The organism is Nonomuraea sp. NPDC050227, assembly GCF_044459705.1.
Lineage (GTDB): Bacteria > Actinomycetota > Actinomycetes > Streptosporangiales > Streptosporangiaceae > Nonomuraea.
Window position 1 is genome coordinate 1,093,473 of the sequence record NZ_JBITJF010000001.1, and the last position, 11,394, is coordinate 1,104,866.

Annotated in this window: 11 protein-coding genes; 5 read left to right on the top strand and 6 right to left on the bottom strand. The window is 70.6% G+C overall.

Features of this window, described 5'->3' with window-relative positions; translation table 11 throughout:
- Nucleotides 1-541 precede the first annotated feature (541 nt).
- Both ACIBK9_RS05775 and ACIBK9_RS05780 read left to right on the top strand, forming a co-directional pair.
- Nucleotides 542-3,043 carry an ATP-dependent Clp protease ATP-binding subunit gene (locus ACIBK9_RS05775; RefSeq protein ID WP_352358595.1) on the top strand — a complete coding sequence of 834 codons (2,502 nt, stop codon included), beginning with the start codon at nt 542-544 and terminating at the stop codon, nt 3,041-3,043.
- 795 nt (nt 3,044-3,838) lie between these two features.
- Nucleotides 3,839-4,777 (top strand): TIM barrel protein, encoded by a 939-nt coding sequence (locus tag ACIBK9_RS05780; RefSeq protein WP_357702269.1) that lies wholly within the window; start codon nt 3,839-3,841, stop codon nt 4,775-4,777.
- 94 nt (nt 4,778-4,871) lie between these two features.
- Here ACIBK9_RS05780 and ACIBK9_RS05785 read toward each other — a convergent pair whose 3' ends face one another.
- Nucleotides 4,872-5,342, bottom strand: coding sequence for a MarR family winged helix-turn-helix transcriptional regulator (locus ACIBK9_RS05785; RefSeq protein WP_387671501.1), 471 nt, complete (start codon nt 5,340-5,342; stop codon nt 4,872-4,874).
- Between the two features lie 59 nt (nt 5,343-5,401).
- Here ACIBK9_RS05785 and ACIBK9_RS05790 point away from each other — a divergent pair, with 59 nt between their 5' ends.
- Together ACIBK9_RS05790 and ACIBK9_RS05795 are read left to right on the top strand one after the other, a co-directional pair.
- The gene (locus ACIBK9_RS05790; RefSeq protein ID WP_397155451.1) at nt 5,402-5,779 is read left to right on the top strand and encodes a cupin domain-containing protein; all 378 of its coding nucleotides are present in this window, start codon (nt 5,402-5,404) and stop codon (nt 5,777-5,779) included.
- Between the two features lie 61 nt (nt 5,780-5,840).
- On the top strand, nt 5,841-6,257 hold the full coding sequence (locus ACIBK9_RS05795; RefSeq protein ID WP_387671497.1) for a cupin domain-containing protein: 417 nt from the start codon (nt 5,841-5,843) through the stop codon (nt 6,255-6,257).
- A 7-nt stretch (nt 6,258-6,264) separates the two neighbouring features.
- Here ACIBK9_RS05795 and ACIBK9_RS05800 read toward each other — a convergent pair whose 3' ends face one another.
- Complete coding sequence (locus ACIBK9_RS05800; protein ID WP_352358604.1) at nt 6,265-7,140, bottom strand: A/G-specific adenine glycosylase; 876 nt, start codon at nt 7,138-7,140, stop codon at nt 6,265-6,267.
- 78 nt (nt 7,141-7,218) lie between these two features.
- On the opposite strand from ACIBK9_RS05800, the gene ACIBK9_RS05805 reads away from it, so the two are divergent.
- Nucleotides 7,219-7,890 (top strand): hypothetical protein, encoded by a 672-nt coding sequence (locus tag ACIBK9_RS05805; RefSeq protein WP_387671494.1) that lies wholly within the window; start codon nt 7,219-7,221, stop codon nt 7,888-7,890.
- A gap of 10 nt (nt 7,891-7,900) precedes the next feature.
- Here the strand turns inward: ACIBK9_RS05805 and disA are convergent, their stop codons facing one another.
- The 4 genes from disA to ACIBK9_RS05825 are packed head-to-tail and all read right to left on the bottom strand — an operon-like array spanning nt 7,901 to nt 11,141.
- Complete coding sequence (gene disA / locus ACIBK9_RS05810; protein ID WP_397155454.1) at nt 7,901-8,977, bottom strand: DNA integrity scanning diadenylate cyclase DisA; 1,077 nt, start codon at nt 8,975-8,977, stop codon at nt 7,901-7,903.
- A gap of 40 nt (nt 8,978-9,017) precedes the next feature.
- Nucleotides 9,018-10,424, bottom strand: coding sequence for a DNA repair protein RadA (gene radA / locus ACIBK9_RS05815; protein ID WP_358291604.1), 1,407 nt, complete (start codon nt 10,422-10,424; stop codon nt 9,018-9,020).
- A gap of 37 nt (nt 10,425-10,461) precedes the next feature.
- Nucleotides 10,462-10,770: a thioredoxin gene (gene trxA / locus ACIBK9_RS05820; RefSeq protein WP_352325882.1), complete on the bottom strand. Its 309-nt coding sequence runs from the start codon at nt 10,768-10,770 to the stop codon at nt 10,462-10,464.
- Entirely contained in the window at nt 10,767-11,141 is a 375-nt protein-coding gene (locus tag ACIBK9_RS05825; protein WP_352358614.1) for a MerR family transcriptional regulator, read from the bottom strand. The genes trxA and ACIBK9_RS05825 overlap by 4 nt, the downstream gene beginning before the upstream one ends.
- Nucleotides 11,142-11,394 lie beyond the last annotated feature (253 nt).

Sequence of the window (11,394 nt, forward strand, 5' to 3'; positions counted from 1 at the left end):
GGGCACGATGGAAAACCGGCGGCCTCTCCCGTGTGCCGCGCATTGTCCCGTCGCGGGACCCTCGTGCGCACCGTCGACCGGTAACCCGGCTGACCCGATGGGGAATACGTGTGACGTGCGTTGCGTGCCGAGTTGTGCTCAGGGCGTAGCGCCCGCGCTTGGACGCGGTTTGGAGCAGCACATACGATGATTACGTAACAGATACGGGCGCGGGCATCGGAGATGCGTGGCCGGCGGGCACCCCAAGGCCGGCTTCGCCCCGGCGTCCGACGGCCGATCCGTGTTGGTCCGCCCTGGGCCGCGGGCGTCGAATTCCAGGCGCTTCCGGGAAGCGCCTAAACATCGTTCGCTTGCGGCGTATCGGGAACACGTCACCCCCGAACAGTAGTTGGATAGAGGGTGAACGCCCTGCTCTCGGGGAACGTCTCTGCTATAGAGCGTGTCAGCGGCAGTGGGCACGGTTCGCCGAGCCAGGGCTAGCATGCGGGATGACGGGACCGGATTTACCGGCCTGACTGACCGCTCTGTGAGGAGCGACGAGATGTTCGAGAGGTTCACCGACCGAGCGAGGCGTGTTGTCGTCTTGGCCCAAGAAGAGGCCAGGATGCTCAACCACAACTACATCGGCACTGAGCACATTCTTCTTGGTTTGATCCATGAAGGTGAGGGCGTAGCCGCCAAGGCTCTGGAGAGCCTCGGCATCAGCCTTGAGGGTGTGCGCCAGCAGGTCGAGGAGATCATCGGCCAGGGCCAGTCGGCTCCGTCGGGGCACATTCCGTTCACCCCGCGGGCCAAGAAGGTCCTCGAGCTGTCGCTCCGTGAGGCTTTGCAGCTGGGTCACAACTACATCGGCACCGAGCACATCCTGCTCGGGCTCATCCGCGAGGGTGAGGGTGTGGCCGCCCAGGTGCTGGTCAAGCTTGGAGCTGATCTCAACCGTGTCCGGCAGCAGGTCATCCAGTTGCTCCACGGTTACCAGGGCAAGGAGCCGGCCGCCGCGGGCGGTCCCCAGGAGTCGGCGCCGTCCACGTCCCTGGTGCTCGACCAGTTCGGCCGCAACCTGACCCAGGCGGCCCGTGAGGGCAAGCTCGACCCGGTCATCGGCCGTGAGAAGGAGATCGAGCGGGTCATGCAGGTCCTCTCCCGGAGGACCAAGAACAACCCGGTGCTGATCGGCGAGCCCGGCGTCGGCAAGACCGCCGTCGTCGAGGGCCTGTCGCAGAAGATCGTCAGGGGCGAGGTGCCCGAGACGCTGAAGGACAAGCAGCTCTACACGCTTGACCTCGGCGCCCTGGTCGCCGGCTCCCGCTACCGCGGTGACTTCGAAGAGCGCCTGAAGAAGGTGCTCAAGGAGATCCGCACGCGCGGCGACATCATCCTGTTCATCGACGAGCTGCACACGCTCGTCGGCGCGGGCGCCGCCGAGGGCGCGATCGACGCCGCCAGCATCCTCAAGCCGATGCTGGCCCGTGGCGAGCTGCAGACGATCGGCGCCACCACCCTCGACGAGTACCGCAAGTACCTCGAGAAGGACGCCGCGCTGGAGCGCCGCTTCCAGCCGATCCAGGTGGCCGAGCCCTCTCTCAGCCACACGATCGAGATCCTCAAGGGTCTGCGCGACCGCTACGAGGCCCACCACCGCGTCTCCATCACCGACGACGCCCTGGTGGCCGCCGCGCAGCTGGCCGACCGCTACATCAGCGACCGCTACCTGCCCGACAAGGCGATCGACCTCATCGACGAGGCCGGTTCCCGGATGCGCATCCGCCGGATGACCGCTCCGCCGGACCTGCGCGAGTACGACGAGAAGATCGCCAACGTCCGTCGCGACAAGGAGTCCGCGATCGACGCGCAGGACTTCGAGAAGGCCGCTGCGCTCCGCGACCAGGAGAAGCAGCTCCAGCTCAAGCGCGAGCGGCGGGAGAAGGAGTGGAAGGCCGGCGACATGGACGTCGTGGCCGAGGTCACCCAGGAGCTCATCGCCGAGGTCCTGGCGACCGCCACCGGCATCCCGGTCTTCAAGCTGACCGAGGAGGAGTCCCAGCGCCTGCTCCGCATGGAGGACGAGCTCCACAAGCGGATCATCGGCCAGGACGACGCCATCAAGGGTCTGTCGCGGTCCATCCGGCGTACCCGCGCCGGTCTGAAGGACCCGCGCCGTCCCGGCGGCTCGTTCATCTTCGCGGGCCCGTCCGGTGTCGGTAAGACCGAGCTGTCCAAGGCTCTGGCGGAGTTCCTCTTCGGCGACGAAGACGCTCTGATCAGCCTGGACATGTCGGAGTTCATGGAGAAGCACACCGTCTCCAGGCTGTTCGGCTCGCCTCCCGGCTACGTTGGCTACGAGGAGGGCGGTCAGCTCACCGAGAAGGTGCGGCGCAAGCCGTTCTCCGTGGTCCTGTTCGACGAGATCGAGAAGGCCCACCCCGACATCTTCAACTCGCTGCTGCAGATCCTGGAAGACGGTCGCCTGACCGACGCCCAGGGCCGCGTGGTCGACTTCAAGAACACGGTCATCATCATGACCACCAACCTCGGCACCCGTGACATCTCCAAGGGCATCGGGGTCGGGTTCGCGAAGTCCAACGACACCGAGTCCAACTACGAGCGGATGAAGGCGAAGGTCCAGGAGGAGCTCAAGCAGCACTTCCGGCCCGAGTTCCTCAACCGTGTCGACGACATCGTGGTCTTCCACCAGCTGACGCCGAACGAGATCATCAAGATCGTCGATCTGATGCTCGCCCAGGTCGACGCCAGGCTGAAGGACCGCGACATGGGTCTCGAGGTCTCGCCGGAGGCCAAGCAGCTGCTCGCCGACCGCGGTTACGACCCGGTCATGGGCGCCCGGCCGCTGCGCCGTACGATCCAGCGCGAGCTGGAGGACTCCCTGTCCGAGAAGATCCTCTACGGCGAGCTCCGTCCGGGGCAGGTCGTGAAGGTGACGATCGAGGGCGAAGGCGACAACGCCACGTTCGTCTTCAAGGGCGAGTCCGCCTCGACGGTCCCGGACTCGGCGGCGGCGATCGCCGCGCCGATCCAGCACTGACCGACCACCACCGAAAACCCCCGCCCCGGCGGGGGTTTTCGCGTTCCATCCCCCGACGCCCGACGCCCGACGCCCGACGCCCGGCGCCCGGCGCCCGGCCGCCGGCTAGCGACCAGCGACCGCCGATCGCCGGTCCCGACCACTGCCCCTCGTCCACTGACCGCCGATCGCCGGCCCTCGGTCCCCGGCCCTCGGCCCCCGATGGCCGACGCCCGGCGCCCGATCGCCGACTACCGACCAGCGACCGCCGATCACCGGCGCCCGACCACTGACCGTCGATCGCCGACGCCCGGCCCCGGTCTCCGACCGGGCGCAGCGCCGCACGTCTTCGGGGCGCCAGCATTCTGCGGCGTCCTTCTCTGGGCGCTGGTTCTCTGCGGCGCCGTTGTTGGCTCCGGTTTACGGCGGGCCCGGTGGGCCCCGGCGCTGTACGCGGCTGAGGGCCCTGCAACGGCGGGAACTGAGGCCGTACGTGGCTGGTTCCGGTGCGCGGCGCGTGTCCCTGGTTCGGGGCACGTTCGGACGTCGATGAGGGGGCTGGGTGGGTTGTTGCTTAATTGTTGGATGGGTGGGTACGCCGCCACCGGTAGTAGTACTACACTGCGTAGAGCATCGCCAAGTCTCATCCAAGTGATCCGCAAGAGCGTGTTCCTAGAGTCGGAGCTGCTCCCTGGGGAGTAGTAAGGAATCGACTCAGGGCGGACGCGTGCGCCACCCGGAAGCAGGCATGCTCACACAGGGTTCGCGCGTCTGAGGCGGGCGACGGGAACACTCAAGCAAGCCGTGGAGGAACCGATGCGCCTGCGTCACAACGACGGAACGCTCGTTCACCTCGCCTACAACGCAGGTATCCACCCTGCCGAGGACCTGGAGAACCTGATCGCGCACCTGACCCGCTACGCGGTGCCGGTGCGCAAGAGGCTGGGTGTGGAGCGGATGGGCATCGGGCTGTGGTTGTCGCCCGGCGTCGCCGACCACCTCACGGCCGACCGCATCGAACTCGTACGGCTGCGCCGCTCCCTGGAGGAGCGCGGCCTGGAGGTCGTCAGCCTCAACGGCACCGGCGGACGCAACCAGGAGGTCCCCGGCCCCGACTGGGCCAAGCCCGAGCGCTACCGCTACACCATGGCGCTGGCCAAGATCCTGGCCTTCCTGCTGCCCGACGACGTACGGTTCGGCAGCATCTCGACGATCCCGATCGGCTGGCGCCGCGACTGGCCCGCCGACCTGCACGCCATCGCCACGCGCCGCCTGGAGCGGCTGGCCCGCGAGCTGCGCGGCATCTACAGCGTGACCGGGAAGACCATCAGGGTCGGCTTCGAGCCGTGGCCGGGGTGCGTCCTGGAGACGACCGAGCAGGCGCTGGAACGCGTGGGCGGCATCGACTCCGAGCACCTGGGCGTGTGCCTGGACGCCTGTCACCTCGCCTGCGGGGCCGAGGAGCCCGGCGCGGCGCTGAAGGGCCTGGCGGAGGCCGGTGCGCCCGTCGTCAAGCTGGGGCACGTGCACAACCACACGGGCGAGACGCCGAGCACCGGCGCGGTGCTGCACGACACGCTGACCGCGATGTTGTCCGGCGCGGTCAGCGGGAGCGCGCACATCGAGGTCGAGACGCACAACCTGTTCGTGCCGGGGCGCGCGAAGGGGCCGGGCGCGCTGGTGTCGCTGCTGGCCGAGGAGCTGGCCTGGGCCCGTACGAACCTGACCAGCCTCGGCCTGCAGTTGGCCGCCTGATCAAGAGGCCGGGGCCGGTGGAGCCTGCGCACCGGTTCCGGCTCGGCCGATCCACTCAGAGGCCGGCGCGCCGGTTCCGGCTCGGCTGAGCTACTCAGAGGCCGGCGAACCAGCCTGGCGTGTCCAGCCGCCACATGTTCGCCGGCGTCATCCTGCGCAGGTCCGACTCCAGGGCCCGCAGGCGGTCCTCGCCCAGCTCCGCGGCCCATCGGGCGCGCAGCTCGTCGAAGATGCGGGCCGAGCGGTCGAGCGCGTCGACGCCGCGGGGCGTAAGGCGCACGATCTTGCGCCGGGTGTCGAAGTCGTCCCTGGTGCGCTCGACGTAGCCGGCGCGTTCGAGGGTCTCGATCGTCTTGCCCGCGGCCTGCTTCGACACGCCCAGGGTACGGCCCAGGTCGACGGCGGTCGTGCCGCGCGTGCCGATCGCCTGCATGACGAACCCGTGGTTCGGACGGAGTTCCGGATGGCCCTGGCGGGCCAGCTCGGCGTGCAGCTCGTCGATGAGCGTGCGGAAGGCCAGCAGAAGTCGTAGAGGCAGTTCGAAGCCTGGGGTGTCGCTTGACAAGATAGACAACCTGGTTAACTATATAGACAACGTAGTTGCCTATCTTAAGGGGTCAGAGCGTGTCTGTCATTCGTGCCGCGGATTCCCGGCGTTCCGAGACGCCGAGCGGGGTCATGACCACCTTCGCCTCGCCGACGCAGGGCGGTGCCTCGTGCGCGCTCTGGCGGGTCGACGCGAAGCCGGGTGTGGCGGGGCCCCAGCACGACATCGACACCGAGCAGGTGTGGAGCTGGCTCGCCGGCGGTGCCACCGTCGAGCTGGGCGATGAACGGTTCGCGGTGGGCGTGGGTGACACCGTCGTCATGCCCGCTCATGTCCTGCGCAGGGTGGTGGCCGACGAGCACGCCGGCTTCACGGCCGTCGTCACCGCTGCTGGCGGCGCCAGGGCCCTCATGCCCGACGGCACCGACGTCGGCACGCCGCCGTGGATCGCGTGATCGTCATCAGGAACGGGCGCGGCGCGGGGCTGTGCCCAGCCGAGAAGAAGGAGTTCGTGTGATGCCTGTCGTCATGTCCGCCGACGCCCGTGAAGTCCGCACGCCCAACGCCTTGATGACCACGCTCGCCTCGCCCACCCAGGGCGGGGCCGGGCAGGTCATGTGGCGGGTGGACGCCAACCCCGGCATGGAGGGCCCGGTGCACGCCGCCGACCGCGAGCTGGTGTGGACCTGGCTGGCCGGCGGCGCGGTCGTCGAGCTGGGCGGCGAGCGGTTCGAGGTCGGGGCGGGCGACACCATGGTCCTGCCGGCCGACGTGAGCCGGCAGATGTTCGCCGACCCCGAGCACGGGTTCGTCTCGATCGTGGTCGCGCCGCCGGGCGTGGAGGTCTACAACCCCGGCGGCGAGTCCGCGCCGGACGCCTGCGACCTCGCCCCGAAGGGCACGGACCGCACCGTGCCCCCGTGGATGGCCTAGCGGGCGCTCAGGAGTGCGGCAGCCGGTACGTGCCGTCGTCGAGCACCTCGGCCAGGCCGTCGGCGACCAGGCCGTCGAGGGCGCGTTCGCGCTGGGTCGCGTCGTCCCACACCACGTCGAGGGCCGCCTTCGGCACCGGGCCGTGGGCCGCGCGGAGCACCGCGAGCAGGCGGCCGCGGCACTGGCGGTCGGTGCCGGCGTACGTCTGGCCCTTGCGGGCGGGACCGGTGTGGGGTGGTTTGCCGGCCAGCCGCCACGCGCACAGGTCGGCGATCGGGCAGTCGGCGCAGCGCGGCGCGCGGGCCGTGCAGACCAGCGCGCCCAGCTCCATCACGGCCACGCCCCAGCGGGCCGCGCCCAGCTCCGGCAGCAGCGCCTCGGCCAGCCGCCGCTCGGCCGCCGAGGTGGCCGTGGGCGGGTACTCCTCGGCCCGTACGGCCCGCGCGAACACCCGCCGCACGTTGGTGTCCAGGACGGCGTGCCGGCCGCCGTACGCGAAGCTGGCGACCGCGGCGGCGGTGTACTCCCCGATGCCCGGCAGGGCCAGCAGCGTCGCGTGGTCGGCGGGCACCTCGCCGCCGTGCTCGTCGGCGATGGCGCGGGCGCAGGCGTGCAGGCGCAGCGCCCGGCGCGGATAACCGAGCCGGCCCCAATGTCGTACGGCCTCGCCCGGCGGCTCGGCGGCCAGCGACTTGGGCGTGGGCCAGCGGGCCATCCACTCCAGCCACACCGGCAGGACGCGGACGACCGGGGTCTGCTGCAGCATGATCTCGCTGACCAGCACTCCCCACGGGGTCGCGTCGTCGGCGCGCCAGGGGAGGTCTCGGGCGTTGTCCTCGTACCACTCCAGAACGGGGGCGTGCAGGAGGTTCGGCTCAACCACGCGGTCAAGCGTATTCGTAGACGGGCTCGTTCGGCGTGTCGTCACTGTTGGTAGCCGATCAATTACCATGCTGTGCCTATGGATCCGGATTCGATGGGTGGCGACGGCGGTGACGTCTACTGGCGGCGTCGCATGAGCGTGCTGGTGGCCGTGCTCGTCGTGGTGGCCGTGGTGGCGTGGGCGTGCTCCAGCGGGGGCTCCGGGCCGGAACGCTCGTCCAGCGCGCAGAGCTCACCGAGCGCGACGCCGGCCACCGATCCGCTGCTCGCGGGCCTGCGCACGCTCGCCATGGGGACGGCCAGCCCGTCGCCCACCCCCGCGCCCAAGGAGAGCCCGGCCGTCAAGCCGAGGCGGCCGGGGGAGCCGTGCCCGCAGGACAGCCTGGTGCTGAGCCTCCAGGGCGGCAAGGAGCCGATCTACACCGGCGCGGCACGCCCGACCTTCATCGTCACGCTGGTCAACACCGGGCCGGTGATGTGCACGGCCGACGTCGGGCCGCGGGCCATGGAGATCCGCATCACCTCGGGCGCCGACCGCATCTGGTCCACCGCCGACTGCGTCAGCGGGGTGGGCACCGAGGTCAGGGAGCTGCAGCGCGGGATCCCGTACGTGCGCACCCTGGAGTGGGACCGGCGCCGGTCGAGCACCGACTGCCGCTCGTCCCCGGCCTCCGCCCTGCCCGGCACGTACGTGGCCACCGCCCGCATGGGCGCGCTCCGCAGCGGCAAGGGCGTCTTCCACCTGCGGTGAGCGGCCGGCCTCAGACGTAACGTTCGAGGATCGACGACTCCGCCAGGCGGGACAGGCCCTCGCGGACGCTGCGGGCGCGCGACTCCCCGACGCCGCCCACCTCCTGCAGGTCGTCGATGCTGGCGGCCAGCAGCTTCTGCAGGCCGCCGAAGTGGTTGACCAGCCGGTCGACCACCGTGGCGGGCAGCCGGGGCACCTTGGCCAGCAGCCGGAAGCCGCGCGGGCTCACCGGGCTGTCGAGCCGCTCGGCGCCGCCGTGGCCCAGCACGTGCGCCACGGCCGACAGGTCGAGCAGCTCGGCGCCCGACAGGTGGTCGAGGTCGTGCAGGGCCTCGACCAGGCGCTTCTGGCGGCGGCTCGCGGGGGCCGGCAGGTAGTCGCGCACGACCAGCTCGCGCTCGGAGTCGACGCCCGCCACCAGCTCGTCGAGCTGCAGCGACAGCAGACGGCCGTCGGTGCCGAGCTCGACCACGTAGCCCTTGATCTCGTCGGAGATGCGCCGGACCATCTCCAGGCGCTGGGCCACCGCCGACACGTCGCGCACGGTGACGAGGTCTTCGATCTCCAGCGCCGACAGGGTGCCGGAGACCTCGTCGAGCCGGTGCTTGTAGCGCTCAAGGGTGGCCAGGGCCTGGTTGGCCTTGGACAGGATGGCCGCGGACTCCTCCAGCACGTAGCGGATGCCGTCGAGGTAGAGGGCGATGATCCGCATGGACTTGCTGATCGCGATGATGGGCAGGCCCGTCTGCCTGGCCACGCGCTGGGCGGTGCGGTGGCGGGTGCCCGACTCGTCGGTGGGGATCGCGGGATCGGGGACGAGGTGCACGGCCGCGCGCACGATCTTCTGGTCGTTGCTCACCACGATCGCGCCGTCCATCTTGGCCAGCTCGCGCAGGCGGGTGGCCGAGAAATCGACGTCGAGCTCGAAGCCGCCGCTGCAGACCTCTTCGACGGTCCTGTTGTGGCCGAGCACGATCAGGCCGCCGGTCTGCCCGCGCAGGATGCGCTCCAGGCCGTCGCGCAGCGGAGTGCCCGGCGCCACGGCGGCCAAAGCGTCGCGACGGCGGTCGTCAAGACTCCTGTCCACCTGACCCCCGTGTCGATTGGTCACGCCCAGCTTAGCCGTGCTATGTGACGTGCGTGAGTGCGTCCCAGACGTTCTCGGCCTGGACGACCTCGAACCCGGGGGCGAACGCCACGGGCCCGACGGGCACCAGAGCCCGCTGCCCGTTGCGCTTCCCGGCCCCCGTCTCCAGGGATCCGGCGGGCACGAGCGCCCTCTTGAACCCCAGCCTGGACGCCTCCGTCAGCCGCCTGCGCACGTCTTTGACCGGGCGCAACTCGCCCGCCAGGCCCACCTCGCCGAGCGCCACCAGACCGGGCGGCAGCGGCTTGTCGCCCGCGGCGCTCGCGACGGCGAGCATGACCGCCAGGTCGACGGCCGGATCGGCCAGCTTGATGCCGCCCACGGTGGCGGTGAACACGTCGCAGCCGCCGAGCCGGGCGTTGAGCCGGCGCTCCAGCACGGCGAGGATCATCTGGACGCGGTAGGTGTCGAGCCCCGAGGACGTGCGCCGCGGCTGCTGGGCCTCGGTGCGGGCCACGAGCGCCTGCACCTCGGCGGGCAGCGGGCGGGTGCCCTCGACGGTGACGGTGACGCAGGTGCCGGCGACCGGCTCGCTGCGCCGCGAGACGAACAGCCCGCTCGGGTCGGTGATGCCCTCGATGCCGCGCTCGTGCAGGTCGAAGCAGCCGACCTCGTCGGTGGGGCCGAACCTGTTCTTGATCGCGCGGACCATGCGCAGCCTGGAGTGGCGGTCGCCCTCGAAGTTGAGCACGACGTCGACCAGGTGTTCGAGGGTGCGGGGGCCGGCGATCGAGCCCTCTTTGGTGACGTGGCCCACGAGGACCGTGGCGAGGTTGCGCTCCTTGGCCATGCGCACCAGGTTGGCGGCCACCTCGCGCACCTGGGTCACGCCGCCCGGCACGCCGGTGGTCTGGGCCGAGCCGACCGTCTGGACCGAGTCGACCACCAGCAGGCTGGGCTCGACCTTGTCGACGTGGGTGATCAGCGCCGACAGCTCGGTCTCGGCGGCGAGGTAGAGGTTGTCCTGGATGGCGCCGATGCGGTCGGCCCGCAGGCGCACCTGGGCCGCCGACTCCTCGCCCGTCACGTAGAGGACGGTGGTGCGCTCGGCGATGCGGGCCGCGGCCTCCAGCAGCAGCGTGGACTTGCCGATGCCGGGCTCGCCGGCCAGCAGCACCACCGCGCCGGGCACCAGGCCGCCGCCGAGCACCCGGTCGAGCTCGCTCACCCCGGTGGTGCGGGCCGCGGCCACCTCGGCCTTGACCTGGCCGATGGGCAGCGCGGGCCCGGTGGTCGCGCCGCCCTGGACGACGTTGACCCCGGCGCGCGCGCCCTCCTCGTCGACAGTGCCCCACGCCTGGCACTCGCCGCACCGGCCGACCCACTTGCTGGTGCGCCAGCCGCACTCGGCACAGCGGTAACCGGGCTTCTGCGCTGTCTTGGCCATGTCGAGCAGGCTAGCGGCCCGTGCCGACAATCCTCGACTACCGCGTGAGGCCCAGTTCCTGCACCAGCAGGCGCTTGGGCCGGGCGCCGACGATCTGCCTGACGGGCTCGCCGTTCTCGAACAGCAGCAGCGTGGGCAGGCCCATCACGCCGTAGCGGGACATGATCTCGGGGTTCTCGTCGGTGTTGAGCTTGCCGATGGCCAGGCCGTGCTCGGCCTCGATCTCGTCCAGGACGGGGGCCACCATGCGGCACGGCGGGCACCACTCGGCCCAGAAGTCGACCAGCACCGGCTTGTCGCTCTTGAGCACCTGCTCCTCGAAGTTGTCGGTGGTCAACGTGATCATTTGTCTCCCCTTACGAAACAGCCGGGACACGACTGGGCGAGCTGGGCGGCGACCTCGGCGCGGCGGGCGAGCAGCACCCGGATCTCCTCGTCGATCTGCATGATCTTGCGCTGGTAGACCTCGACGGACTCCCGGCACGAACCGCCCGAGCTGTGGCCCGAGCGCAGGCAGTCGACGAAGGGACGGGTGTCCTCCAGCGTGAATCCGACCGAGAGCAGCGACCGGATCTCGGCCACCAGCTTGACGTCCTCCTCGGCGTACTCGCGGTAGCCGTTGGGGCCGCGTCTGGCCGAGAGCAGGCCGTGCTGCTCGTAGTAGCGGAGTGAACGGGTGCTCACCCCGGTGCGTTCCGCCAGCTCCCCGATGCGCATGCCACCACGGTAAACGTTGACGCCGACGTCAATGTCAAGCCCGCGCGCGAGGGAGTGCCGTCGCCTGGAGGAGCGGCGGGAGCGGAGCGACCAGAGCGGGGGAAGGCGGCGGCGTTTGGCGACCGAGCCTGCCGAACGGAGTGAGGCCATGAGTTCAGGAGTGCCGTCGCCTGGAGGAGCGGCGGGAGCGGAGCGACCAGAGCGGGGGAAGGCGGCGGCGTTTGGCGACCGAGCCTGCCGAACGGAGTGAGGT